At 57.9% G+C, this 25,539-nt stretch carries 27 protein-coding genes; 8 read left to right on the forward strand and 19 right to left on the reverse strand.

The features are described from left to right. Window positions 1–103: 103 nt before the first annotated feature. Together ACJO3M_RS04995 and ACJO3M_RS05000 are read left to right on the forward strand one after the other, a co-directional pair. Window positions 104–586: a glutathione peroxidase gene (locus tag ACJO3M_RS04995; RefSeq protein ID WP_407000240.1), complete on the forward strand. Its 483-nt coding sequence runs from the start codon at window positions 104–106 to the stop codon at window positions 584–586. Window positions 587–589: 3 nt separating this feature from the next. Next, a complete protein-coding gene (locus ACJO3M_RS05000) occupies window positions 590–1,057 on the forward strand; it encodes a MarR family winged helix-turn-helix transcriptional regulator (protein WP_407000242.1) in 468 nt (155 codons plus the stop codon). Here ACJO3M_RS05000 and ACJO3M_RS05005 read toward each other — a convergent pair. Then, window positions 1,008–3,005, reverse strand: a complete 1,998-nt coding sequence (locus tag ACJO3M_RS05005) for an ATP-binding protein (protein WP_407000244.1) — start codon at window positions 3,003–3,005, stop codon at window positions 1,008–1,010. The two genes, ACJO3M_RS05000 and ACJO3M_RS05005, sit on opposite strands and share 50 nt — an antisense overlap. Before the next feature lie 54 nt (window positions 3,006–3,059). Then, window positions 3,060–3,836 (reverse strand): hypothetical protein, encoded by a 777-nt coding sequence (locus tag ACJO3M_RS05010; protein WP_407000246.1) that lies wholly within the window; start codon window positions 3,834–3,836, stop codon window positions 3,060–3,062. 231 nt (window positions 3,837–4,067) lie between these two features. Here ACJO3M_RS05010 and ACJO3M_RS05015 point away from each other — a divergent pair, with 231 nt between their 5' ends. After that, window positions 4,068–5,078, forward strand: coding sequence for a LysR family transcriptional regulator (locus tag ACJO3M_RS05015; protein ID WP_407000248.1), 1,011 nt, complete (start codon window positions 4,068–4,070; stop codon window positions 5,076–5,078). Here ACJO3M_RS05015 and ACJO3M_RS05020 read toward each other — a convergent pair. The 8 genes from ACJO3M_RS05020 to ACJO3M_RS05055 all read right to left on the reverse strand — a co-directional run bounded on the left by ACJO3M_RS05020 (window position 5,067) and on the right by ACJO3M_RS05055 (window position 12,087). After that, window positions 5,067–6,032 carry a GNAT family N-acetyltransferase gene (locus ACJO3M_RS05020; RefSeq protein WP_407000250.1) on the reverse strand — a complete coding sequence of 322 codons (966 nt, stop codon included), beginning with the start codon at window positions 6,030–6,032 and terminating at the stop codon, window positions 5,067–5,069. The genes ACJO3M_RS05015 and ACJO3M_RS05020 overlap by 12 nt on opposite strands. After that, window positions 6,029–7,180, reverse strand: coding sequence for a JmjC domain-containing protein (locus ACJO3M_RS05025; RefSeq protein ID WP_407000252.1), 1,152 nt, complete (start codon window positions 7,178–7,180; stop codon window positions 6,029–6,031). Before ACJO3M_RS05025 ends, ACJO3M_RS05020 begins: the two co-directional genes overlap by 4 nt. 17 nt (window positions 7,181–7,197) lie before the next feature. Then, complete coding sequence (gene purB / locus ACJO3M_RS05030; RefSeq protein ID WP_407000254.1) at window positions 7,198–8,565, reverse strand: adenylosuccinate lyase; 1,368 nt, start codon at window positions 8,563–8,565, stop codon at window positions 7,198–7,200. Window positions 8,566–8,643: 78 nt separating this feature from the next. Then, complete coding sequence (gene hflD, locus ACJO3M_RS05035) at window positions 8,644–9,288, reverse strand: high frequency lysogenization protein HflD (protein ID WP_407000256.1); 645 nt, start codon at window positions 9,286–9,288, stop codon at window positions 8,644–8,646. Then, a complete protein-coding gene (gene mnmA / locus ACJO3M_RS05040) occupies window positions 9,285–10,439 on the reverse strand; it encodes a tRNA 2-thiouridine(34) synthase MnmA (RefSeq protein ID WP_407000259.1) in 1,155 nt (384 codons plus the stop codon). The genes hflD and mnmA overlap by 4 nt, the downstream gene beginning before the upstream one ends. Window positions 10,440–10,487: 48 nt before the next feature. After that, on the reverse strand, window positions 10,488–10,937 hold the full coding sequence (locus ACJO3M_RS05045) for an NUDIX hydrolase (RefSeq protein WP_407000261.1): 450 nt from the start codon (window positions 10,935–10,937) through the stop codon (window positions 10,488–10,490). A 2-nt stretch (window positions 10,938–10,939) separates the two neighbouring features. Continuing rightward, window positions 10,940–11,566 (reverse strand): pseudouridine synthase, encoded by a 627-nt coding sequence (locus ACJO3M_RS05050; protein WP_407000263.1) that lies wholly within the window; start codon window positions 11,564–11,566, stop codon window positions 10,940–10,942. Window positions 11,567–11,757: 191 nt separating this feature from the next. Further along, window positions 11,758–12,087: a cold shock domain-containing protein gene (locus tag ACJO3M_RS05055; RefSeq protein ID WP_407000265.1), complete on the reverse strand. Its 330-nt coding sequence runs from the start codon at window positions 12,085–12,087 to the stop codon at window positions 11,758–11,760. 339 nt (window positions 12,088–12,426) lie between these two features. On the opposite strand from ACJO3M_RS05055, the gene clpS reads away from it, so the two are divergent. The 3 genes from clpS to ACJO3M_RS05070 all read left to right on the forward strand — a co-directional run bounded on the left by clpS (window position 12,427) and on the right by ACJO3M_RS05070 (window position 16,324). Continuing rightward, the gene (gene clpS, locus ACJO3M_RS05060) at window positions 12,427–12,789 is read left to right on the forward strand and encodes an ATP-dependent Clp protease adapter ClpS (protein WP_127332801.1); all 363 of its coding nucleotides are present in this window, start codon (window positions 12,427–12,429) and stop codon (window positions 12,787–12,789) included. 18 nt (window positions 12,790–12,807) lie between these two features. Next, on the forward strand, window positions 12,808–15,078 hold the full coding sequence (gene clpA, locus ACJO3M_RS05065) for an ATP-dependent Clp protease ATP-binding subunit ClpA (RefSeq protein WP_407000268.1): 2,271 nt from the start codon (window positions 12,808–12,810) through the stop codon (window positions 15,076–15,078). Window positions 15,079–15,292: 214 nt separating this feature from the next. Beyond that, complete coding sequence (locus ACJO3M_RS05070; protein ID WP_407000270.1) at window positions 15,293–16,324, forward strand: putative solute-binding protein; 1,032 nt, start codon at window positions 15,293–15,295, stop codon at window positions 16,322–16,324. 64 nt (window positions 16,325–16,388) lie between these two features. Here ACJO3M_RS05070 and infA read toward each other — a convergent pair whose 3' ends face one another. The 9 genes from infA to ACJO3M_RS05115 all read right to left on the reverse strand — a co-directional run bounded on the left by infA (window position 16,389) and on the right by ACJO3M_RS05115 (window position 23,474). Beyond that, window positions 16,389–16,607 carry a translation initiation factor IF-1 gene (gene infA, locus ACJO3M_RS05075; protein ID WP_008938619.1) on the reverse strand — a complete coding sequence of 73 codons (219 nt, stop codon included), beginning with the start codon at window positions 16,605–16,607 and terminating at the stop codon, window positions 16,389–16,391. Between the two features lie 80 nt (window positions 16,608–16,687). After that, entirely contained in the window at window positions 16,688–17,401 is a 714-nt protein-coding gene (locus ACJO3M_RS05080) for an arginyltransferase (protein ID WP_407000272.1), read from the reverse strand. Further along, window positions 17,394–18,119: a leucyl/phenylalanyl-tRNA--protein transferase gene (aat, locus tag ACJO3M_RS05085; RefSeq protein WP_406985027.1), complete on the reverse strand. Its 726-nt coding sequence runs from the start codon at window positions 18,117–18,119 to the stop codon at window positions 17,394–17,396. Before aat ends, ACJO3M_RS05080 begins: the two co-directional genes overlap by 8 nt. A gap of 288 nt (window positions 18,120–18,407) precedes the next feature. Further along, on the reverse strand, window positions 18,408–19,358 hold the full coding sequence (gene trxB / locus ACJO3M_RS05090; RefSeq protein ID WP_407000275.1) for a thioredoxin-disulfide reductase: 951 nt from the start codon (window positions 19,356–19,358) through the stop codon (window positions 18,408–18,410). A gap of 142 nt (window positions 19,359–19,500) precedes the next feature. Next, window positions 19,501–20,412 carry an AAA family ATPase gene (locus ACJO3M_RS05095; protein WP_407000277.1) on the reverse strand — a complete coding sequence of 304 codons (912 nt, stop codon included), beginning with the start codon at window positions 20,410–20,412 and terminating at the stop codon, window positions 19,501–19,503. Between the two features lie 7 nt (window positions 20,413–20,419). Next, window positions 20,420–21,340 carry a carbon-nitrogen hydrolase gene (locus ACJO3M_RS05100; protein ID WP_407000279.1) on the reverse strand — a complete coding sequence of 307 codons (921 nt, stop codon included), beginning with the start codon at window positions 21,338–21,340 and terminating at the stop codon, window positions 20,420–20,422. After that, window positions 21,337–22,389: an agmatine deiminase family protein gene (locus ACJO3M_RS05105; protein ID WP_407000281.1), complete on the reverse strand. Its 1,053-nt coding sequence runs from the start codon at window positions 22,387–22,389 to the stop codon at window positions 21,337–21,339. Before ACJO3M_RS05105 ends, ACJO3M_RS05100 begins: the two co-directional genes overlap by 4 nt. Window positions 22,390–22,455: 66 nt before the next feature. Further along, complete coding sequence (locus ACJO3M_RS05110; protein WP_407000283.1) at window positions 22,456–22,761, reverse strand: hypothetical protein; 306 nt, start codon at window positions 22,759–22,761, stop codon at window positions 22,456–22,458. 113 nt (window positions 22,762–22,874) lie between these two features. Next, window positions 22,875–23,474 (reverse strand): PilZ domain-containing protein, encoded by a 600-nt coding sequence (locus ACJO3M_RS05115; protein ID WP_407000285.1) that lies wholly within the window; start codon window positions 23,472–23,474, stop codon window positions 22,875–22,877. Between the two features lie 111 nt (window positions 23,475–23,585). Between ACJO3M_RS05115 and ACJO3M_RS05120 the strand changes: the two genes are divergently transcribed. After that, window positions 23,586–24,827, forward strand: coding sequence for a lipoprotein-releasing ABC transporter permease subunit (locus ACJO3M_RS05120; protein WP_407000287.1), 1,242 nt, complete (start codon window positions 23,586–23,588; stop codon window positions 24,825–24,827). Next, window positions 24,820–25,539: an ABC transporter ATP-binding protein gene (locus tag ACJO3M_RS05125; RefSeq protein ID WP_407000289.1), complete on the forward strand. Its 720-nt coding sequence runs from the start codon at window positions 24,820–24,822 to the stop codon at window positions 25,537–25,539. The genes ACJO3M_RS05120 and ACJO3M_RS05125 overlap by 8 nt, the downstream gene beginning before the upstream one ends.

Consider the following 25,539-nt stretch of genomic DNA (forward strand, 5'->3'; position numbering starts at 1 on the left):
CGATAAGTTCATACCGTCTGTAGATTCGTGCAGTAAATAAGACATCGGTTGCCGAATAATGTATTGTGCGCAATATAATTGCAGAAAACATAAGGAGCAGGGCATGGCCGACAGTATTTACGATTTCAAGGTTCAGGACATCAAGGGCAACGAACATGACATGGCGGAGTATCAGGGCAAAGTCCTGCTCATCGTCAATACCGCGAGTAAATGCGGATTTACTCCGCAGTTTGAGGGCCTGCAGTCGATGTACCGTGATCTCAGCGACAAGGGGCTGGCCGTGCTGGGCTTTCCGTGCAATCAGTTCATGAACCAGGATCCCGCGGACGATGATGCGATCAGCCAGTTCTGCAGCCTCAACTATGGCGTGGACTTCCCCATGTTCGCCAAGATTGAGGTGAATGGCCCCGGCACTCACCCGCTGTATCGTTTTCTCAAAAGCGAGGCAAGGGGCGTGATGGGATCCGAAAAAGTGAAATGGAACTTCACCAAGTTCCTGGTAAATCGGGAGGGCAAGGTGATCCGTCGTTATCCACCCACCGCCAAACCTGAGGCCATCCGCGCCGATATCGAAAAGCTGCTGTGACTGATGGGTAATGCGGACGATACCCTGGCCCTGGATAACCAGCTTTGTTTTGCGCTTTATGCCGCGAATCGGGCGGTGACGGCCCGTTACCGGCCGTTGCTGACTGAACTGGGACTGACCTACCCTCAGTATCTGGTGATGCTGGTGTTATGGGAAGCCGCCGCCGTTGACGAGAGTGTGCGCGTATCCCGACTGGGCGAACGCCTGCGGCTGGACTCGGGCACGCTCACGCCGCTGTTGAAGCGCCTTGAGGAGCGTGGTCTGGTCAGTCGGCAGCGAAGCGTGGAGGATGAGCGGGTAGTGACCGTGGCCGCCACTGCCGCTGGCCTCGCCCTGCGTGAGCAGGCGAGGTCAATTCCTGCCCGACTTCTGTGCAGTACCGGTGTCGCCCCCGATCGCCTGGTGGCGCTTCGTGACGAGCTCAGGTCGGTTCTGGCCCAACTGGAGAATCAGGCGCCCAGCGCTCAATAGCGGCTTTGAGCTCGCTACGGTTATACGGTTTGGTGATGTAATCGTTCATACCGGATGCGAGGCAGTCTTCGCGGTCGCCCTGCATGACATTGGCCGTCACCGCAATGATGGGCAGTCTCTTCCAGGCCGGGTTCCCGCGAATCTTCTGGGTTGCCTCGTAGCCGTCCATAACCGGCATCTGGCAATCCATCAGGACCATGTCGTAGTTCCTTTCTTCCAGCGCTTCCAGGGCCTGCTTGCCATTCTCGGCAAGATCCACGGAGTGGCCCAGTTTGCGCAGCAGGCTGCTGGCCACCAGTTGGTTGACCTGGTTGTCTTCCACCAGCAACACATGCAGGCCTTTCACCGGCGTGTGGGGCTCCTCGACGGGTAGAGGTTTCTCCGCCTGCCGGGCCGTCTGAGTGAAGACAGGCAATGGCAGGGTCACCGTGAAGTGGGTGCCATGGCCAATTTCCGAGTCCACCATGATCTGGCCATGCATGCGCTCCACCAACTGACGGCAGAGTGTTAAACCCAGGCCCGTGCCGCCATAGAGGCGTGTCGTGTCCGTATCTGCCTGGGAGAACGGCGAGAAAATGCGATGCAGGCCTTCTTTGGACATGCCGATGCCGGTGTCCATTACGTCAATGCGAAGATTGCCACCGAAGCGGGTAGCGTGAATTCTGACGCTGCCTTCCTCGGTAAACTTGATGGCGTTGCTCAGCAGATTGTTCAGGACCTGTCGGGTGCGGGTCGGGTCGCCCAGGAACATGTCCGGCAACTCGGGATCGATGTCCATGCGCAGCTCGATGCTCTTCATTTTCGCCTGTTGGGCGTGCAGCGTGGCGCATTCCTCAATCAGGTTCCGGACACTGAATGGAATATTTTCCAGGCTCAGTTTGCCGGCCTCGACCTTGGATATATCGAGAATGTCATTGAGCAGCCCAAGCAGGCTTTGACCGGCGGTCAGGGCGATTTTCAGCCGATCGCGCTGCTCTTGTTCCAGGCTACCTTCCAGCGCGAGACCCAGCATGCCCAGCACGCCGTTCAGCGGGGTGCGAATCTCATGGCTCATGCTGGCCAGGAAATTAGCCCGCGATCGGGCCCGCCGAACCGCGTCTTCCTTGGCCTTGATCAGGGCCCGGTTACCCCGTTGCAGCGCTGAATTTTTCTCGGAGATTTCACGGGTGCGGTCGTCCACCTCCCGTTCCAGCTGCGTGGAATAGTTCTTCATGGAACTTTCCGCCTGGCGCAGCTGGGCCAGGGTACTGTCGATAGTCTCAAGGTGCTGGTTTATGATGCCCACCATTGCGCCAATCTCGTCTTCCTGGTGATTGGCGGGAATGGGCAGGCGTACTTTTTCCGGTGTATCCGCCTGCACACGCCCGAGTGTGTTGATGACATTCATCATCGGGCGGGTAAGTACGAAATAGAATATTCCCAGAAGCGCCGCGGAGAGCACCAGGCTCTTGAAGAAACCGCTGACCAGTGTGTACCCGGCCCTTTGCAGAAACTGCAGTCCGTAGTGATAGGTATCAATGGTGAGGTTCAGCGTTCCGAGTGGCAGGTCCTCCAGCTGTTGGACGCTCAACTCGTCACTGAACGACCGGTTTGATCCGAACAGGGCATCGCTGATCCAGCGGTAGGGGGAAGTCGGACTGCTCTCACTGGAGGCGGCCATGGTGTGGCCGTCATTGTCGATGATTCGCGCGTCAATGGTGGCTGGGTGCCGGAGCAGGCCATCGAGCAGCTCTTCGGCCAGGCGAACATCAATGTTATAGGCAATTTGCGACGCGGGGCTGTGACTGATTTCAATAAGCGCACGGATTTCATTCTCCATGGACTCCTGGGCGCTGAAATAGTCCAGGGTTACCTGAATCATGTTGAGAGCCAGCCCCAGTACCATGGCAATCAGAACGGTATCTCGGGTCAGGCGGAAAGAAAGGCGTTTTCGGAATAGCCTAGTCACCAGTTGTCACAATCCTTGTCTGGGGCCTGTCAGGGATGAGTGGTACGTGTCGGATCAGTCATCATAGTCTGCCTTTTTCTTCCATTCATCATCATGGAGAAAGGTATCCCATTCCCGATCCAGTTTTGATTGGCCTTCTTGCGGGCCGGGAGTTTGATCCCCCTCAGCGTCCATTGCCTCCAGTTCCTTGATACGCGTGCGGAAACTTTTCACTGCTTTCATGGCCAGTGGGTTCTCCCGGGATTTGCCCATCTCCGTGCTGGCCAGGTGGTAGGCGTGTATGGCCTTGCGAATCTGGTTCTGCCGCACATAGTCCCGGGCCTGGAATACATGAAGGTCCGCGTGGGTTTTGTGGACCAGGAACAGCACGTACTTCAGGTTCTTTTTGGCGGTGGCATTGTCGAGTTTTCCTGCCTTGTGCATGCCTTCAATCATCTTGAAAAGACTTTGCAGTAACTCTTTGACATAGTTGGACTTCTCAGGGGAATCTATTTTGACCGGCGGGCGGCTGTCATTATTTTCCATGACCCGGTCTTTCAGTTGCTGGGTCTCTTCCAGCCACTGTTTTGCTGGCAGGCCCGATTTCAGGGCAACCAGTTCATGGCACGCCTCTTCCATACTTTTGATGAGCAGGAGCTTGAGGTCAGGCGTGAGATACTGTCCCGGAATCTCGCCCAGCAGTCGGCCGGCCCGGTTGTACTGATCTTCCTGGGCCGTCATTCGCCGGGCCCGTTCAATCCGTGCCCGCTCCCGCATCTGACTACCGACAATGACGACAATAGAAACGGTAACGATGACTGCGAGTATCAGAACGATCGTAGTGGTATCCATGTTATCGGCAATAACTCCGGTTATCGGAAAAAGGGGCGGTGGATTCCGCTCTTGGGGCCACCGCGCTTCAGCAAGTATCCGAAAGACTAGCAGAAAACCCGTATTGATTCCGTTTTGAAATGTGAATGATTCCTCCGTTATATTTATTTCGTGAATCGAATGGATCCTGTAGATTGCCTGGATCAATGCCCTGGCCTGGCCAGGGTGTGTCATGTTGGCTGGAGTTGCTGAATGGATATTTCCCGGGTTGACCTGAATCTTCTGGTGTACCTTGATGTACTGCTCAGGGAGCGGAACGTGACCAAGGCTGCCAATCACCTGGGGATTACCCAGCCGGCCATGAGCAATGGCCTGCGACGTTTACGGGACCTGTTCGGGGATCCGTTGCTGGTTCGCACCAGCGAGGGAATGTCGGCCACGGAGCGCGCCCGGGAATTGCAGCCGCTGGTTCGCGGCATTCTCTCGGACATCGAGCAGGCGGTGCAGGAGAAGACGCCTTTCTCGGCCATGGAGAGCCAGCGGGTGTTCCGTATCATGGCCAGCGACTATGCGGAATCCTGCCTGATGCCGCGGGTGCTGAGGCGCATTCGTCAGGAGGCGCCTCACGTAACCCTGGACGTACTCACCCCCAGTGACGTCAGCTTTCTGGATGTGGAGCAGGGGCGGCTGGACATGGCGATTAACCGCTTTGACAAAATCCCCCAGTCATTTCACCAGAAAACCCTGTGGACCGAATACTTTGCCTGCCTGATGAATGCCCGCAATCCGATTCTCAAGGAACCGTTTACCCTGGACACCTATCTTGATGCCAGCCACATCTGGGTGAGTAAAACCGGCTTCGGGGTCGGGGTGGGGGTCAACCCGAAAGATGTACAGCGATTAGGCTGGGTGGATGAAGCCCTGTCGCTGATGGGCCGAAAACGGCAGATTTCGGTGTTTACCCGGCATTATCAGGTGGCCATGTTGCTGGCGGAGCAGCACGACCTCATTGCCACATTGCCCTCAAGGGCGGCCTGGCTTCAAAAGGACAACCCCAACCTGGTGGTCAAGGTGCCGCCGTTCGAGATCCCCCCATTCGAGCTAAAAATGGCGTGGAGTCCATTGCTGCAACACAATGCCGACCACCAGTGGCTGAGGAGGTTGATTGCAGAAGTGGCGGAGGATGTGGACACCGAGTTCGCGCCTTTCGGGGCACAGTTCGAGTCCGCTGAACTCCCCGTGGCGCATCATTCAGAGCGGTAGTTCCCGTAACTCGAGGGAACTGCGGCCGACGTCCCACATACGCTGGAAGGATTCCCCGAGCAACCTGACCCGTCCATCGTCGGCGAAGTTGGCAAAGCCTTCGGGTTTGTGGAAGTTGTGTCGGTACACCACGCCTTCGCGGTCGACCAGCAGAAAAGGCCTGTCTTCGACGGGGTAATCGTCGTTAACCAGTTTCAACTCAATTCGACTTGGCAGGCGTCTCATCAACTCGACGATCTGGTGACGGCGTTTTATCAGCGGCTTGTCGTCATGGATCAGAAGTCTGACTTCACAGAGTCTGTGCCGGCGGGCAAGCGCGGAGAGCAATTCCCGGAAACGGTAGCGGTTATAGGTGTCGTGATCCAGCAGGCGGTCATACAACCACAGCCGTTGCGTGGCCTGGCCGGTCATCGAATCCAGCAGGCTGATCATATGGCCCTCGGATTCGAACAACCAGGCGTCCCGGTCCTTACCCAGGATCATCGGACACTGCCGCCGGTCCAGTTCCGGCGCCACGATATCTGGTGACAGGCAGCGCATGTCCACGTGGGGAATGCCGGCATCGTCATAGAGGCCGGAACACACATGGAAGCCGGAACGCTGGTAGAAAGGAATGGCGTGTTCCTGGGCGGACAATTTCAGCTCCCCGAAACCGACCGCGTCGCTGATCAGGTGTTTCAGCAATGCATCGCCCACGCCCTGGCCGCGAAACTCCGGCAGTACCGCCATGCGTCCGATATGGGCGGTTTCATCGAGGGTGGTGAAGATCCGGGCAACCGCTGCGGGTTCGTTGTTTTCGGTGACCGCCAGGTAGTGATCCGCTATATCGTCTGTGTCGTCCCATTCCAGCTCGGGAGGCACTTTCTGTTCTTCGACGAACACGCGTTGCCGTATGTCGCGGATGTGGCCCGGCGCCAGTGGCCAGCTATATTTGCGGATTCGTACCCTGGTCATTCGAAGTAAACGGATCCCTGGTTGTATAAGTTGCTGAGCAGACCGCAGATGGCTTCGTCCTCGGACAGCGGGGCCAGTGCCTCCATATTGATACGGGCGCCGGCGCAGAGCAGGGGAGCCAGCGGCCGGGCATCGCCTCTCAGAAGGTATTGCTCGCCATCGACGAACAGTGCGGTTTCATCCTCCAACTCATGATAGGCAAAGCGGGAGCCTTCGTTCCAGCGCAATTGTGCGCCGTCAAGGACCAGGTCCCTGAATACCTCCGGCGCAATCGGCTCATCGGACGGTACAACGATGTCCATGCTTTTGGGGATCGTGGCGTACTGGCCAAACCAGAGGGAGAGCTGGCGGCGATCCGACAGTTTCTCGCGAATAACGCCCTCCAGACGATCAATGACCTCGGGGGCGATGGTGCCTGGGTTGTCCTGGACTCTGAGGTCGGGATCGTTGAGGTGATCGGCGGCATCGGACTGGCTGCAGAGGAAATCCGTGAAGCCGGTCAGGATGTCATCAATGGTCGGTGCGCGAAAGCCAATGGACAGGGTGATGCAGTCGTCCTCTGCAACGCCGTGATGACCAATGCCGGGCGGCAGGTAGAGCATGTCGCCTGGTGCCAGGGTAACGGTTTCTTCTCCATCCCAGCTGCTCAGGATGCGCAGCGGCGTGCCTTCCACCCGGGGGGTGGTGTGATCACAGTGGCCGCCAAAGGTCCAGCGACGATGCCCCTGGGCCTGTAGCAGGAAGACGTCGTACTGATCGTAGTGCGGCCCGACGCTTCCGCCCTTCGGCGCGTAGCTGGCCATGATGTCATCCAGCCGCCAGTTGGGAACAAAACGGAAGTTGTCCAGCAGGTCGGCAATGTCCGGCACCCAGTGATCCAGTCCCTGCACCAGCAGGGTCCAGTCCTGGTCGGGCAGGGTACTGAAACGGTCCGGGCTGAATGGGCCGTTGTGTAACTGCCACGGCTTGTCGTTGTCATCTGCAATTACGATCCGGGATTCGACGCCTTCCTCGCAGGCAAGACCCGCGAGTTCGTCGGCAGACACCGGGCACTGGAACCCGGGGAACGCCTGACGGATCACCAGGGGCTTCTTTTGCCAGTAATCCCTGAGAAAATCCGCCGCTGAAATCCCGCCAAGCATGTCCATGGGTCTGTGTCCTGTGTTCAGATGTTTTGCGCCTGATCGACGGCGTTGCCGATGTAGGAGCCCGGAGTCAGTGCCATCAACTCGGCTTTTGCGGCTTCCGGAATATCCAGGGTCTCGACGAAGTTCTTGATGACCTCGGGAGTCATCGCCTTGCCTCGGGTGAGCGCCTTGAGTTTTTCATAGGGCTTCTCGATGTTGTAGCGGCGCATGACGGTCTGGATGGGTTCCGCCAGCACTTCCCAGGCGTGATCCAGGTCTTCATCCAGACGCCCCGGGTTGATCTCCAGCTTGCCCAGCCCCTTCAGGGTGGCTTCGTAGGCGATCAGGCTGTGGGCGAATCCAACGCCGAGGTTGCGGAGCACCGTGGAGTCGGTCAGATCCCGTTGCCAGCGTGAAATCGGCAACTTGGCGGACAGGTGGCTGAACAGGGCATTGGCAATGCCAAGGTTGCCTTCCGAGTTCTCGAAATCAATCGGATTGACCTTGTGCGGCATGGTGGAGGAGCCCACTTCGCCTTCCACGGTTTTCTGCTTGAAGTACCCGAGAGAAATGTAGCCCCAGATGTCCCGGTCCAGATCGATCAGGATGGTGTTGAAGCGGGCAATGGCGTCGTACAGCTCGGCGATGTAGTCGTGGGGCTCAATCTGTGTGGTGTAGGGATTCCAGTCCAGGCCAAGGCTCTCGATGAAATCCTTGGCGTTCTGTGCCCAGTTGATGTCGGGGTAGGCCGACAGGTGTGCGTTGTAGTTGCCCACCGCGCCGTTGATCTTGCCCAGCAGTTCCGTGGCTCGAACCTGCTTGACCTGACGGCGCAGACGGTGGACAACGTTGGCCAGCTCCTTGCCAACCGTTGACGGAGACGCGGTCTGACCGTGGGTGCGGGACAGCATGGGCTGCTCTGCATGATCGTGGGCCAGCTGCGCCAGCTTGTCCACAATGCGGTCCATGCCGGGTAGCAGTCCGTGGTCCAGGCCTTCCCGCAGCATCAGGGCGTGGGACAGGTTGTTGATGTCCTCGGAGGTGCAGGCGAAGTGAACAAACTCGGTGACGGCGTGCAGCTCGGGAACCTCAGCGATCTTTTCCTTGATGAAATACTCAACAGCCTTGACGTCGTGGTTCGTGGTGCGCTCGATGTCTTTGATGCGTTCGGCGTCCGGCAGGCTGAATTCCCGTACCATCTCGTCCAGAAATGCATTGGCTTGTGGGGAGAATGCCGGGACTTCCGCCACTTCGGGGTGGGCGGCCAGCTTTTGCAACCAACGGATTTCGACGGTCACCCGGTTCCGAATCAGGCCGTATTCACTGAAAATATCGCGGAAGACGCTGACTTTACTGCCATAACGTCCGTCGACCGGGGAAATGGCGGTCAGGGCGGTGAGTTCCATCGAAAACCTCTCAAATCATCAAAGAATGGGTCAATACTGAATTGGGGATACCTATGATACACCACCGCAAGGCGTGAATCAGTCGTAAACCGAACGGTTAGCCTTCTCGGCGAGGTCCCGCGCGGTGGCAATCACCTTGCGCCGGGAAAAAATCAGCTGCCAGCGACGCCCACCACTCTGGCGCCACAGAACGGCGGAGCGGATGCCGGCGAGCAGCAGGGCCCTTACGCGGGCTGCGTTCTCTTCCTGTTGCAGGATGGCGGGATCGCCGGTTACCTGAATACGCATGCGGAAGGTGCTGATAGTGTCGCCGTAGACGGAAGCCAGGTTGCCAATTAGGTTGCTGTGCAGGTAGCCAAAATGGCTGGCGGTATGCCGGGCCTGGTCGATACGGCTGCCAATCACCTCCATCATGTCCTTGTCGCGGTTCAGCTTAGATTCAAGGTGGATCAGGTTGAGGGTATAGCGAAGGACTTCGATGTCCTGCTGCTTGCTTTGCTGGCTGAGCACATTGGCCAATGTATTCAGGCCCTCACGAAGATCCTTGAGTTCGCCCCCGTAGACATCGAGCGTGGTCTCCGGCTCCGTCGCGAACAGCGAGCGCATGGAGGTCTCGAAACTGGAGTCGGTGCACTGGCCCGTGTGGGCCACCTGCTGAACCTGGGCGGCGGCCTGGAAGACACCGGCCAGTGCCAGGGTCTGGTCGTACAGCGATCGGCTCATTCCTGTGCTCCGGTAACGATTGCCCGTGCAGGGAGTGTTTCCCCGTCACGCCAGGTCTGTTCGATAACGCCGCCACCGAGGCAAACGTCACCCTCATAGAATACCGCCGACTGCCCCGGGGTAACGGCCCGCTGGGCATCGTCAAACACCACGGTCACGCCACCGTCACACACGGTAACGACACAGTCCTGGTCGGGCTGGCGATATCGGGTCTTGGCCTTGCACCGGAACTCATCGGCTGGCGCCTCGCCGGCCACCCAGTCAATCGGGCCGCTGACCAGCCCGCGGGAAAACAGCAGTGGGTGGTGCTTGCCCTGAACCGCAATCAGTACGTTACGGCTCAGATCCTTCTCCGCCACGTACCAGGGATCGTCGCCAAACTCGCTGAGCCCGCCAATGCCCAGGCCCTGGCGCTGACCGATGGTGTGATACATCAGGCCCTGGTGGCGACCGATCACCTGGCCATCTGGTGTTTCGATGTCACCGGGCTGGGCCGGAAGGTATTGCTTAAGAAAGTCACTGAATTTGCGTTCGCCAATGAAGCAGATGCCGGTGGAGTCTTTTTTGTCGTGGGTGACAAAGCCCTGAGCTTCAGCGATTTGACGGACTTCCGGTTTTTCCAGCTCCCCGACCGGGAACAGCGTCCGCGCGATGCGGTCGCCGGAGACAGCATGGAGGAAATAGCTCTGGTCCTTGTTAGGGTCCAGCCCCTTCAAAAGCTGTGCCTTGCCGGAGCCATCATTGAGCGGCCGCTGGCGGGTGTAGTGGCCAGTAGCGATGAAATCAGCGCCCAGGGTAACGGCATAGTCCAGAAACGCGCGGAACTTCACTTCCTTGTTGCACAGGATATCGGGGTTGGGGGTCCGACCGGCCTTGTACTCGGACAAAAAGTGTTCAAATACCCGGTCCCAGTATTCCGCTGCGAAACTGGCGGTATGCAGGGGGATGCCGATGGTTTCGGCGACCGCCTGGGCGTCGGCCAGGTCGGTCATGGCGGTGCAGTATTCGGTGCCATCATCCTCGTCCCAGTTTTTCATGAACAGGCCTTCAACCTGGTAGCCCTGATCTTTCAGGAGCCAGGCGGCCACGGACGAATCAACGCCGCCGGACATGCCAACGATAACTCGGGTGTTTTCGGGTGCTTTTGTCATAGCTGAACCGTACTGGTCAAAGCGCGGAAGTTTATCATTGTTCAGAGGTTACGTCTCAGCGTCGACGATCACATCGAGGGGGAAGCGCCGGCCCTTTCGGTAATCTTCTATGCACCGGAGCACCAGTGGGCTACGCAGCTGTTTGCCAAGACCGGCGATTTCGTCGGGTGTCAGCCAGTGTGCTGCGATAATGCCGTCATCCAGTTGATCGGATACCTTTTTCACTGCCCGGGCAGAATAGCAAAAGCGGTAATAGGTCACGCCGTTGGCCGGGGCCTTGTAGGTGTACAGGCCAAGGAAGTGAAGGGGGTCTACCTGCCAGCCGGTCTCCTCCAGCGTTTCGCGGCGTACCGCATCAAGGATGGCTTCATCTTCCTCGATGTGCCCGGCCGGCTGGTTGAAGACCACCAGGCCACCGCTGACTTCCTCCACCAGCAGGAATCGCCCATCGTTGTCTTCCACGATAACCGCCACCGTGGCGTGAGGTGTCCAGGTCATGGTCAGTTCTTTCTCCGTGTTTTGTGGCTGCCGCCGCCCGGTTTCCGTTTCCGGTGCGGAGCAGGGGGCGCCGGTGCGTGAACGGTCAGTTTGCGATATTGGCCGGGCGCCAGGTCTTCCAGGCTCCAGTCGCCGATACGATAGCGAATCAGGCGAAGGGTAGGGAAGCCGACGGCGGCGGTCATTCGTCGTACCTGACGGTTTTTGCCTTCGGTAATGGTCAGTTCGATCCAGGATGTTGGCACCGAATCCCGATAGCGAACCGGCGGTACGCGCGGCCACAGCGCCGGCTCGGGTATTCTTTTCGCCCTGGCCGGACGAGTGGGGCCATCTTTTAACGAGACACCTGCCCGTAATCTGTCGAGAGCGTCTTCACTGATGTCGCCTTCCACCTGAACCCAATAGGTTTTTGCCATTTTGTTTCGTGGCGACGCAATACGATGCTGTAACTGGCCGTCATCCGTTAGCAGCAGGAGTCCTTCGGAATCATAGTCCAGCCGGCCCGCGGGATAGACATGGGGTGTGTTTATCCAATCCGCCAGGGTCGAACGCATGGTTTTACCCTCACCGGAGTCGGTGAACTGGCTCATGACCTTGTAGGGTTTGTTGAAGAGGATCAGGGTCGCCATGGGTTGCTCTGTGCTATGCCGCGGGCGATTCCGGGGCTGAGTGACTGAAAGCGGTGAGGGTAGCTGAACGGAGAGTTCAGGAAAAGCGGAATTGGGTGGGTGAGTGACACAGGGCTGCAGAGACCGTCACCTCAATGCAGGTGTCGGCTGCGTGCGGTTTGGTCGGCCCTGGAGCGGGGCCGGCCATAGAGTCAATGTGTAACCGACAACCTGGCAGCGTCAGGGCTCAGGCGTTGGCCGTTGCTTCCGGTGTCGGTGTCAGATTTCTTTTCAGCCTCGTCTCCCATGCTTGTATGGCTCTGCTGTTTCTGCGGCTGTTCGTCAGGAACAATGTTGACCGCATGGATGCCTTTGTCACTGGGCTTCTTGTCGAAGGTGACAGTCTGACCCGCTTTCAGGGTCTTGTAACCTTCCATCTGTACCGAAGAGAAATGGGCGAACAGATCATCACTGCAGCCGTCCTCAATTATAAAGCCGTAACCCTTGGCATTGTTGAACCATTTCACTTTGCCCTTTGGCATGATGAACTCCCCTGTTCTTTCGCTGTCAATCACAGTTGTTGGCGTTATTACCGTGCGTTCTCGCCCGCACGCGTGATATCGGATTACCTGTTTATGAACGCTTCCGTGGATACAATAACATGACGCCAATTTACATTATTTTACATTGCACCTTTACTGTTGACCAATATTGCTTTTGAGTCAATAGCGGACTTTGGGGGAATGTATGGTTGAAGGGGGTCCGGAAGCGGTATCATGAAGATATTGATAACCAGCGCACGTCCGGTAGTCTTGTTGGCTTGAAAACCGGACGACTCACAACCATCTTTAACCAAGGGCACCGACTACCGGTAAAGAATCATGAGGACTATCCAGAATTCTCTACTAGTATTTAATCAGGGGGATGAAGAACAACAGCCGGGGCGTCAGGATGACCTCAGTGTTGCTCCCGAGAAGCCCGCACTCAAGCGCCCTGCGCGCTTTCGCGTGGTGCTTCTGAACGATGATTACACCCCCATGGATTTCGTGGTGGATGTATTGATGAAGTTCTTCGGAATGAACGAAGAAAAGGCGACGCAGGTGATGCTGCTCGTCCATACGCAGGGAAAAGCCGTATGTGGGGTATATACCCGTGACATCGCAGAAACAAAGGCGGCACAGGTGAATCAGTATTCTTCGGAATGCGAACATCCGCTCCTTTGCGAGATTGAACGTGCGGACTGATAGACCCAGGGGTGGCCCATGCTGAGCAAAGATCTTGAAATTACGCTGAATACGGCCTTCAAAAATGCTCGTGACAAGCGTCATGAATTCATGACGGTAGAGCATTTGTTGCTGGCTCTGTTGGATAACGAATCGGCAGTGGGCGTTCTGAAAGCCTGTGGTGCAGACCTGAAACGGCTTCAGGAAGAACTCATTGAATTTGTAGACTCAACAACCCCGTTGATCCCGAGCAACGACAGTGAGCGTGAAACACAGCCGACGCTGGGGTTCCAGCGGGTATTGCAGCGGGCAGTGTTCCATGTCCAGTCATCGGGCAAGAAAGAAGTGACCGGCGCCAATGTGCTGGTGGCCATCTTCAGTGAACAGGAAAGTCAGGCCGTGTACCTGCTCAAGAAGCAGAGCGTGGCCCGGATCGACGTGGTGAACTTTGTGTCCCACGGTATCTCCAGGGTTCAGGGTGCCGAGGACCAGGAAGGCCATGATCAGGCTTCCCATGAGGAAGTAGGTGAAGAGGGCGGCTCCTCGCGTCCGCTGGAGAGCTATGCAACCAACCTGAATGAGCAGGCGCGTCAGGGACGCATTGATCCACTGATCGGCCGTGAGCATGAAGTGGAACGCGTGGTTCAGATTCTGGTGCGTCGCCGCAAGAACAATCCGCTGCTGGTGGGTGAAGCCGGCGTCGGCAAGACAGCTATCGCCGAAGGGCTTGCCAAGCGTATTGTGGATGGCCAGGTGCCGGATATTATCTCGGATGCCGTGGTTTACTCGCTGGACCTCGGGGCATTGCTGGCCGGTACCAAGTACCGGGGCGACTTTGAGAAGCGTCTCAAAGGACTGCTGGCTGAGCTCAAGAAGGAGCAGCACGCCATTCTGTTTATTGATGAGATTCACACCATCATTGGGGCAGGCTCGGCTTCCGGGGGTGTCATGGACGCCTCCAATCTGCTCAAGCCCATGCTGGGTTCCGGTGAAATTCGCTGCATTGGTTCAACTACCTTCTCCGAATTCCGGGGCATTTTCGAAAAAGACAGCGCACTTGCCCGTCGATTCCAGAAGATTGATGTGAACGAGCCGAGCGTTGAGGACACCTACCAGATCCTCAAGGGCCTGAAGCCCAATTTCGAAAAACACCATGACCTTAAGTACACCGACAAGGCGCTTCGGGTGGCTGCCGAACTTGCCGACCGGTACATCACTGACCGTCACCTGCCGGACAAGGCCATCGACGTTATCGATGAAGCTGGCGCCCGTCAGCGGCTGGTTCCGGAGGGTAAGCGCAAGAAAACGGTGGATGTGCCCGACATTGAAGATGTGGTGGCGAACATCGCCCGTATTCCTCCGAAAAATGTGTCCACCAGCGACAAGGATCTGCTGCGTAATCTCGAGCGTGATCTCAAGATGGTGGTGTTTGGCCAGGATCCGGCGATCGAATCTCTGTCGACCGCCATCAAGTTGGCCCGTGCCGGCCTGAAGGCTCCGGAAAAGCCGGAAGGCGCTTTCCTGTTCTCCGGTCCGACGGGTGTCGGCAAGACCGAGGTGACCAAGCAGCTGGCCAAGGTGCTGGGTATCGAGCTGGTGCGCTTTGACATGTCCGAGTACATGGAGCGGCATACGGTTTCCCGCCTGATAGGCGCGCCTCCCGGTTACGTGGGTTACGACCAGGGCGGCCTGTTGACGGAATCTGTGAACAAGCATCCTCACTGTGTGCTGTTGCTGGATGAAATTGAAAAAGCTCATCCGGAAGTCTTCAACCTGTTGTTGCAGGTGATGGACCACGGCACATTGACGGATAACAACGGCCGTAAGGCGGATTTCCGCCACGTTATCCTGGTGATGACCACCAACGCCGGCGCTGAGAGCATGGCCCGCCGCTCGATTGGCTTCAGCGAACAGGACCACAGTACCGATGGTATGGAAATCATCAGCAAGACGTTCACGCCGGAATTCCGCAACCGTCTTGATGGCATCATTCAGTTCGCGGATCTGCAGAAGGACACCATCACTCATGTGGTGGACAAGTTCCTCACCGAGTTGCAGGCACAGCTGGATGAGAAGCACGTGGTACTGCATGTGGATGAAGCCGCCAAGCTCTGGCTGGCGGACAAGGGCTATGACGTCACCATGGGTGCGCGGCCGATGTCCCGCCTGATCCAGGACAAGATCAAACGGCCGCTGGCCGAACAGATCCTGTTTGGACGCCTGTCCGAAAAAGGCGGTGACGTGTACATTCATCTTCGCGATGATGAGTTGGTCTTTGAGTACGAGGACGAGCCTGCCGAAGCGGTCTGACAGGCTCTCGCTCAGCCAACTGAAAACCGCGCTGTAACCGGCGCGGTTTTTTTATGTCTGCTTTCGGCGGTTGACCGTCTTTTAACCGCTTGGCTGCCATTGTCGTCAATTCAATCCATGCTGATCTCTGTCAGTTTATGGAGACTCCGCCGACCGTTACGGAATGTCGGCGGTGAAACCTCTAATAAACAATAATGACAAGGAATCAGGACGAATGAAGGTACGTGCTGCACTGCTGGCAGGCGTGATGTGTCTGTCTGCCTGGACCCCGTTATCCGCCACTGAGCGGAAAGAATTCTGTGTGTTTGATGTCGCCGGCGCTGGAGGGTTTGTCTATCGGACACTTCAGGAGTACCAGCGCAAGGCGGTGGCCTCCGGCGTCCAGTTGACCATGCAACCCTATACCGATGAAGACGAGGCGGTCGCGGATTTCAGGGCGGGTAAATGCGACATAGTGGCTGTTACCGATATGGGGGTCCGCCACTTCAATGACTTCACCGGCTCAATCAGTGCGATCGGCGCGGTGCCTTATTATGAAGACCTGCGGGTCCTGATGCACATTCTCTCCAGTCCGAGAGTGGACGAGCATATGTCCCAGGATGGCTATCTGGTTCTTGGCGCAGCCCCGATGGGTGCGGCGTACCTGTTTGTTAATGACCGTAGTATCAACCACGTAGACGCCTTGAAGGGTAAGCGCATCACGGTATTTGAAGGGCACCACGACGCCCGGCACATGGTCGAATACATTGGCGCGGTGCCGGTGGACGCGAAGATCTCCAATTTTGCGCGCCTGTTCAACACAGGTCAGGCAGATATCAGCTACGCACCCGCGGCGGCCTACGAAGTTCTGGAGATGTCCAAGGGCATGGGCGACAAGGGTGGCATTGTGAAGTATCCGGTTGGCCAGGTGTCGATCCAGCTGGTTGCGCGGGAGGGGGAGTTTGACGACCGCTTTGTGAGACGATCCCGCAAGATCATGTCGCGTTTGTACCCGGAAGCCATCCGGATCGTACGGCAGTATGAAAATTCCATTCCGGAGGAGCGCTGGGTGGATATTTCCCGGGAAGCGATGGTTGGTTATCAGGAGATGTTACGTAGCGTGCGAATCGATATGCAGGGAGCGAGCGATTCCTCGGGAATACAGGCGGCTGGGGTCTACGACGACAATATGATGACCATCCTCAGGAAAGTGCGGTGTTATACCAATCCCGGAGCCATGGAGTGCAGTGCGGAGGATCGCGAGTAGGGTTCGGGCAGCGGTAACAAAAAAAGCCCCGTTTCCGGGGCTTTTTCAGATGTCACTCTGGCGATTAACGAGCGCGGTAAACAATACGACCCTTGCTGAGATCGTATGGGGTCAGCTCAACTTTCACCTTGTCGCCGGTCAGGATGCGGATGTAATTCTTGCGCATCTTGCCGGAGATGTGAGCAGTCACAACATGGCCGTTGCTCAGCTCAACGCGGAACATGGTATTCGGAAGCGTATCAACAATAACGCCTTCCATTTCAATGACATCTGATTTCGCCATTCAGTACAAACCTCTGTGGAATTAATTTGGCTCAATTTCAAATTGCGCAATTCTGCCTGATTTGTCGCCATTTAGCAAAATCAGTTGCGTTTCAGTACCTGCCAGTGGCCATCCCGCAATGCCTCGATGGGAGTGAAGCGGGTTTTGTAGTTCATTTTACGGCATTCCCTGATCCAGTACCCCAGGTAAAGATGGGGCAACTCCCAGGATTTCGCGGCCTCAATCTGCCAGAGAATGGCGAAGGTGCCGAGGCTGCGGCTTTCATGGGCGGGGTCGAAAACGGTATAGATGGCCGAGAGGCCGTCATCCAGCATGTCCACCGCTGCAAGGCCAATCAGCTGGTCTTCCAGGCGGATCTCCAGGAACCAGGAATCCGTGGCTCCTTCAACCAGGAAGGAGGTGAACTGTTCCCGTGAAGGCGGGTACATGTCGCCGTCCGCATGGCGCTCCTCGATGTAGTGGGCGTAGAGCTGGTAATAGCGTTCGGTAAAGCTGGCCGGTACCAGTTCACAGGTCAGGTCGCGGTTTTTTTCAAGCACGCGGCGCTGATTACGATCGGGTTTGAATTCATCGACTTTCAGCCGCACCGGTACGCAGGCGTTGCAGTTTTCGCAATGCGGGCGGTAGTAATGGGAGCCGCTGCGGCGGAATCCCAGGGCGGTAAGCTGGCTGTACAGCTTTTTGTCAATGTGCGCACGAGGATCCACAAACATGGTGGTCGCGTCACGCTCCGGCAGGTAGCTGCAGTCGTGCGGGGGCGTGGCGAAGAATACCAGTGTTCTGAGGTTACTCATTCACACCTCCGGGCCCGGGCCATTGCCACTGAATTTGCCAGGATCTCTGCTTTGCAGAGTGGTCAACACTTGCCCTGAGTATAGTTAAAAACTCGTGGCGGGGAATACATCGCGCACCCATTTTCAGTAGGTGGTCGTTCTCCACCTGGCAATCCATAATCCTGTATCCCCATTCTGACAGCTGGTTGGCCAGATGCACCATCAGTACTTTTGATGCGTTGGTTTCCAGTGAGAACATGGATTCGCCGAAAAAGCATTGTCCCAGGGCCAGGCCGTACATGCCGCCAACGAGTTTTCCGGAGGGGTTCCAGGCTTCGATGGAGTGGGCTATACCGAGCTGGTGAAGCCGGGTGTAGCTGTGGATCATGTCTTCGGTGATCCAGGTGCCTTCTTTTTTCCGGGTTTCCGCGCACAGGCGGATGACGTTGTTGAAGTCCCTGTCGGCGGTGATGGAAAAGTGTCCGCGGTTGAGGGTGCGGCGGAGGCTGCGGGATACGTGTATTTCGTCCGGGAACAGGACGCAGCGTGGGTCGGGAGACCACCAGAGGATGGGCTGGTCGTCGCTGAACCAGGGGAAGATGCCGTTGCGGTAGGCGAGTATCAGGCGGTCGGTGGAGAGGTCGCCGCCCAGTGCCAGCAGGCCATCGGGTTCATCCAAGGCTTCCTCGGCGGGAGGGAACCAGAGTTGGTCGGGGTCTATCCAGGGTAGTGAGGTCATCCAGGTCCGCTGTTGCTACTTGCCCGTATACCGAGTTTTGGAGTGTCGGCCATTGGGCGGGGTGTTCTGAAACACGCTGTGGATACGTCCCTGTACGCTTGGGCTCCGCCCTTTAGCGCTTATTGCTCCTGCGTCGCGCTAAAGGTCCTGGGCAAGCCGTCCTTGGCTTGCCCGTGAAGTGCTTTGCACTTCACCCATGGCTCCGCACAGTTTCAGAACACCCCGCCCAATGGCCTCTTCAGGCTTCAGAGTGGCCTTCGGTCAGTACAGATCAACTCCCGGGACAGGTCAATCCTGGTCCAGGAACTTCTCAGCATCCAGTGCGGCCATGCAGCCGAAACCGGCGGAGGTTACTGCCTGGCGGTAGACGTGGTCGGCAACGTCGCCGGCGGCGAAGACGCCGGGGATGCTGCTCTGGGTGGCCATGCCTTCCAGGCCGGAGCGGATTTTGATGTAGCCGTTTTCCATGTCCAGCTGGCCGTCGAACAGGTCGGTGTTCGGTTTGTGGCCGATGGCGATGAAGACGCCCGCCAGGTCGAGTTCCCGGGTGGAGTCGTCCTTGGTGCTTTTGATGCGCATGCCGGTGACGCCGGTGCCGTCGCCCAGGACTTCGTCGAGGGTGTGGTCCCAGACGATGTTGACGTTGCCGTTCTCGGCTTTTTCGAACAGTTTGTCCTGCAGGATCTTTTCGGCGCGCAGGCTGTCGCGGCGGTGTACCAGGGTGACTTCGTCGGCGATGTTGGACAGGTACAACGCTTCTTCAACGGCGGTGTTGCCCCCGCCGATAACGGCGACTTTTTGCTTCTTGTAGAAGAAACCGTCGCAGGTGGCGCAGGCGGAGACGCCCTGGCCCTTGAACTTTTCTTCGGAGTCCAACCCCAGGTACATGGCGGAGGCGCCGGTGGAGATGATCAGGGCGTCGCAGGTGTATTCGCCGCTGTCGCCTTTCAGGCGGAAGGGGCGGTTGCGCAGGTCGGCTTCGTTGATGGTGTCGTAAACCACGTTGGTTTCGAAGCGCTCGGCGTGCTTGAGCATGCGCTGCATCAGTTCCGGGCCCTGTACGCCGTCGTTGTCGCCCGGCCAGTTGTCTACGTCGGTGGTGGTTGTGAGCTGGCCACCCACTTCAATGCCGGTGATCAGGGTTGGCTTGAGGTTTGCGCGGGCTGCGTAGACGGCAGCGGTGTAGCCGGCAGGGCCGGAGCCAAGGATGATCAGTCGGGAATGCTTGGTTTCGCTCATTGTGGGTCTCTCGTCAAAACTGAAAGTCTACTGGAAAGTGCTGAAGGCTAACATGAACGGGGCGTTGTGCCAGTTGTTTTGGCCAATTTCTGTCATTGAATGATGCTATTCACTGAATGGCGCTGGTTATCAGTGACGCTCTTTAACCAATGACAGATGTGGAGGCAAGAAGTTGCCTGACCCGTTCCGTGCTTTTTCCCGATTCTCCCTGTTCCAGCCGGTGTTCCGCAACTGCGGGAAATACTGCCTGGATGTCGTCGGGCAGCACATGGTGCCGGCCGTCCATCAGGGCCCAGGCTTTGGCGGCGCGGACCAGGCCAAGGCCGGCGCGGGGAGACAGGCCGTAGAGCAGGCCGGGCATGCGCCGGCTGTGTTCCAGCAGGCGCTGGACGTAATCCAGCAGTGCCGGGCTGGCTGTTACGCGGCCAACGGCTTCCTGCAGGGTCGTCAGGTCGGACTGGTTCAGCAGGGTGCCCAGCTTGTCCGTAAGGATGCGGCGATCCTCACCCTCAAGCAGTTCCCGCTCGGCTTTGGGGTCCGGATACCCCAGCCGCAGACGCATGAGGAAGCGGTCCAGCTGGGACTCCGGCAGGGGATAGGTGCCGCCCTGTTCAATCGGGTTCTGGGTAGCGATGACGAAAAACGGGTGGGGCAGTGACCGGGTTTCCCCTTCGATGGAGACCTGCCGTTCTTCCATGGCTTCAAGCAGCGCGCTCTGGGTGCGGGGCGAGGCGCGGTTGATTTCGTCAGCGAGTACGACCTGGGCGAAAATGGGGCCCTTGTGGAAGACCAGTGTCCCGGCTTCCTTGTCGTACATGGAATACCCCAGCACATCCGCAGGCAGCAGGTCGTTGGTGAACTGGATGCGCTGGTAGCTGAGCCCCATGATCCGGGCCAGGGCGTGGGACAGGGTGGTTTTGCCCATGCCCGGGATGTCTTCTATCAACAGGTGGCCACGGGCCAGGAGCCCGCAGATGGCCAGGCGTACCTGTTGCTCCTTGCCCAGCAATATGGTGTTTAGCTCGTTGACGGCGGTATCAATCATTTTTTTCATGCCGGATTCAGTCCCGTACCCTTTTGAGAATGTCGCTGTAGGCGTCTATGCGTCGATCTCTCAGATACGGCCATATCCGGCGTATCGATTCGCTGCGGTTGCGGTCGATGGTGGCATGCAGGACGGATTCTGACTGTTCGTCCGCCCGGGCCAGGAATTCGCCCTGGGGGCCACAGATGAAACTGTTGCCCCAAAAACGAATGCCGGCGGAGTGGCCGGACGGGTCAGGCTCGGTGCCGACCCGGTTGGGCGCGATGACGGGCAGGTTGTTGGCGACGGCGTGGCCGCGCTGGACGGTGACCCAGGCATCCAGTTGCCGCGCCTGTTCTTCTGGCTCGTCTGTTGTGTCCCAGCCAATCGCGGTGGGGTAGATGAGTACTTCCGCGCCGGCCAGGGCCATCAACCGTGCCGCTTCCGGATACCACTGGTCCCAGCACACCAGGACGCCGAGCTTGCCAACGGACGTTTCAATCGGGGTGAAGCCGCTGCGACCGTCATTGAAGCTTGCGTCACCGGGGGTGAAGTAGAATTTTTCATAGAACCCGGGGTCATCCGGGATGTGCATCTTGCGGTAAAGGCCCGCAATGCTGCCATCCTGCTCGAAGACCACGGCGGTGTTGTGATAGACGCCGTTCATGCGGCGCTCGAAGATTGAGCCCACCAGTACGATGCCCAGTTCGGCGGCCAGTGCAGACAGGTGATTGCTGGTGGGGCCGGGGATCGGCTCCGCCAGTTCAAATACCGAGGTATCTTCGGTCTGGCAGAAATACAGGGTGGCATGCAGTTCCTGCAGCACTACCAGTTGTGCTCCCTCCGAGGCAGCCTGTCTGACCAGTTTTCCACTGGTGGCGAGACTGGCGGTCTTGTCCGGGCTGGAGGCTTGCTGGATGGCTGCTGTTTTCAGTGCGGCGCGATTCGCGCTGGTCATGGGGTTACCACTCCTGCGGGCAGCTGCATGGTGACACAGTGCAGGCTGCCGTGTTGTTGAATCAGGGGCCGACAATTGATGGGTACGATCTCCCTTTCGGGGAACAGGCCCTGCATGACGGCAATGGCCTCGTCGTCCTGGGGCACGTTGTAAACCGGCAGCAGTACGGCTCCGTTGATGATCAGGAAGTTGGCGTAGGTGGCCGGCAGGCGCTGGCCTTCATCGTCGAAGATGGCATCGGGCCAGGGCAGCGGGGTCAGCTTGTATGGGGTACCGTCCGCCTGGCGGAATTGCCGCAATTCCTCTCCCATGGCCGCCAGGGCGCCGAAATGCTCATCCGTTGTATCCGGGCAGGCGACGTAGCAGATATGGTCCGGCGCGCAGAAGCGGGCGAGGGTGTCGATGTGGCTGTCCGTGTCGTCACCCGACAGGTAGCCGTGGTTGAGCCAGAGAATGCGGTCAGCCCCGAGTGTTTCAGAGAGCAGGGTTTCGATGTCTGTACGATCCAGCTCCGGGTTGCGGGTGGGGGTCAGCATGCATTCGCTGGTGGTCAGGATGGTGCCCAGTCCGTCGGATTCGATGGAGCCACCCTCCAGGACAAAATCCACGGACATCATCGGCGTCGTTCCGAAGGTGCCGGCATTGGAAAGATGCTGGTTCAGGGCGTTGTCTTTTTCCCAGGGAAACTTGCCGCCCCAGGCATTGAACCGGAAGTCCAGAATCGTCTTTCCGTCCGCTGTGTCCACGGAGATGGGGCCGTGGTCCCTGGCCCAGGTGTCGTTTGCCGGTGCGGGCACCGTAATAACACGACCGGGCAGGTCATTGTCACTGGCATAGGCGGTCAGTTGCTGTTCCAATTCCTGTAAGCGCACCACATGCTCACAGCTGATCACCAGGTGTTCGCGTTTCAGGACTGCTTTGGCAATCGCCATAAACACTGGTTCGACATCCTCAAGAATGTCGAACCAGTCAGTGCCGGGATGCGGCCATGTCAGCATGACCGCACTTTGGGACGCCCACTCTGCGGGCAACACGCGTCTGGAAGTCACTTGATAGCCACCTATTGCAAAAAGTCGTCATTCTAACCAAAGGATGACGTTGCGTCAGGATGTGTTTTAACGATTTCGTTTCAATACCGCATGGATAACGCGGTCGTCCTCGAAATAGACGACAAATCCATCGTAATGCCACTGGGAAATGGGTGGTTCGCCCACGGGGCCTCTGGTTTGTTGCGGGTCGCCCCAGGCTTTACGTACGTTCCCCTGCGTCATCCCGGTGCGGGGCAGATCCGCCTGCGACCGTTCAGCCTGCGATCCGACAGGGATCTTCACTTCATCGGCCAGGATAGGACTCACGGGTGACAGACCAAGGGCTGCCACGGTTGTTACAGCGCTGAGCAGGCGGGTTACAGGCTTTTTCATCGGTTCATTACTCCCTGGGAACTTGATGTTCAGCTGAACATCAGACATCTGAAAGACATGGATAAAGCGTAATATCCGAAAAACGTTAGCAAAAGTCACACAGTTTCGTCAGTCTACACGTTTTGGCGTTGCCGGATTTGCCAGCGCATCACATGCCGCGCAATTTGTTGGCGGTCACTGTCGTGAATGCGGGTGAATTCGGTATGAACCCTTGTGCCGCCGGTATCATCCGGGGTGGTGTGGAGGACCCGGGCAATGGCCTGGGGTTGAAACAGTTCGGGAGGCAGGGTCATGCGCAAGGCCAGCTGGTCGCCTTGTGACCAGGCGCCAGCGGCGCTGTGAAAGGCAAGTCCGCCCTCGCTGAGAGTGACATCCTGCCAGTCCTCCGGTTGCAACGGATTTTGCTCAAAGGCCATAATGCGCGCCAGCGTATCCAGCTTACCGTTCAGGGACTTGATCAGGGACGTCAGCAATCGGTCCCGCTCCGCGAGATTTGCAAGCTGGGACCGGACATCCTGGTCCAGCCGTCTCAGGTCGGCGCGCAGGTTGTCCAGGTGATCACCGTTGAACGGGTTGTGCCCGTCCCCGGCGTTATCCGGAACCTTGCGGATTTCCAGGCCAATCCGGTCTTCAATCCGGAAACAGTCCCGGCGATCCGAGGCCGTCTCCGATGTGGAGGCGGACAGGGGAGTGTTGCGTGTTCGTGAGGGCATCGCGGCTCCGTAAGCACCGTATTTTTTGTTTATGTTGAAAAGTTTAGCAGTTTCCAGCCAGTCGTGTGGCCGGGAATCCGAATGACCCGAAGGTAGCAACAGGCACCTCTCATGTTCAGACCTTTATCGTTGTACATTGGTTTGCGGTACACCGCAGCGAAGCGGCGCAACCACTTCATTTCTTTTATCTCCCTCACTTCGATGATCGGGCTGATGCTCGGTGTTGCGGTGCTGATTATTGTCCTCTCGGTGATGAACGGTTTCGACCGTGAGCTGAAGCAGCGCATCCTTGGCATGGTGCCCCATGCTGTGATCCAGGGGGCGGACCAGTTGCGGGACTGGGAATCCGTGGATGCAAAGGTTGAGGAGCATCCCAGGGTGCTCGCCGCAGCGCCTTTTATCCAGGGGCAGGGCATGGTCACCGGGGGCGGTGATGTCCGTGGCGTGATGCTTAACGGTGTGCTTCCGGAGCAGGAGCGCAGCGTTTCGATCATTGAGAATCACATGCTTGAAGGCAGCCTGGATGACCTGAAATCCGGTGAGTTCGGCATTATTATCGGTCGGTTGATGGCCTCCAGCCTGCGATTGCAGGTCGGCGACAAGGTCACGGTGGTGCTGCCGGAGGCCTCCGTCACGCCGGCTGGTGTGCTACCCAGGCTCAAGCGGTTCACGGTCAAGGGGATCTTCAAGGTAGGCGCCGAGCTGGATGGCAACTACACGCTGATTCACATGGACGATGCGTCAAAGCTGATGCGAACCGGCGGCGAGGCCCAGGGTGTGAGGCTGCTGGTGGATGATCTGTTCGCGGCTCCGAAAGTCGCAGAGCAGGCGGCCCGGGGGCTGGATGGCCGTTACTATATTTCTGACTGGACCCGCACCCATGGCAATCTGTTCCAGGCCATTCGCATGGAGAAGACCATGATCGGGCTGCTGCTGATGTTTATCGTGGCGGTGGCCGCGTTCAATATTGTGTCGACCCTGGTGATGGTGGTGACCGACAAGACCGCGGATATCGCCATCCTGCGAACCATGGGGGCTACTCCGGGCCGTATCATGCGGATCTTTATCATTCAGGGCGGCGTCATTGGCATCTTCGGTACGCTGGTCGGTACGTTACTCGGGGTTGTGGGTGCGCTGAATATCAGTGCTTTCATTTCGTGGCTCGAAGCGGCCCTTGGGCATCAGTTCCTGAGCGCGGATGTGTATTTCATCAGTTACCTGCCGTCGCAATTGCAGTGGCAGGATGTGGCCATTATCAGTGGGGCTGGCCTGGGCCTGAGCCTGCTGGCCACTATTTATCCCGCCTGGCGGGCATCGAGAATCGATCCGGCGGAGGCCCTGCGATATGAATGATGTGAATACTTCAGCGGCCGGAGCATCACTGGTTATCGATTGCGAGAAGGTGACGCGCACGTACAACGAGGGCCCGGAAAAACTCACCATCTTCTCTGATATTTCGCTGCAGGTAGCCGCCGGTGAAACGGTGGCCATTGTTGGCAGCAGTGGTGCGGGTAAAACCACGCTCCTGAACCTGCTCGGCGGGCTCGATCGCCCGTCATCCGGCCATATCGCCATTTGCGACCAGGATATTCACCGGATGAGCGAGGCAGGGCGGGCGCGTTTCCGCAACCGGCACCTGGGGTTCGTCTATCAATTCCACCACTTGCTTCCTGAGTTCACGGCTCTTGAGAATGTGATGATGCCCTGTGCGCTTGGTGGTATGGGAGTCGCTGCAGCCCGGGAGAAGGCCCGGGCCGTGCTCGGGAAAGTAGGCTTGAGCGAACGTCTGGGGCATAAGCCGGGGGAGCTCTCCGGCGGTGAGCGTCAGAGGGTAGCGATTGCCAGGGCGCTGGTGAATGAACCCGAATGTGTGTTGATGGACGAGCCCACGGGGAACCTGGATGAGCATACCGGTGAGGGCGTGCGGCAATTGATCGAGTCCCTGCGGGACCAGTTGGGAATTGCGTTCGTGATGGTTACCCATGACATGAGCATGGCCCGGAGTCTCGGGCGGGTGTTGCGTCTGGAGCAGGGGCGGTTACTGGTTGAGCGCGAGGTCGGATGA

It is taken from the genome of Marinobacter alkalisoli (assembly GCF_045449795.1).
Taxonomy (GTDB): domain Bacteria; phylum Pseudomonadota; class Gammaproteobacteria; order Pseudomonadales; family Oleiphilaceae; genus Marinobacter.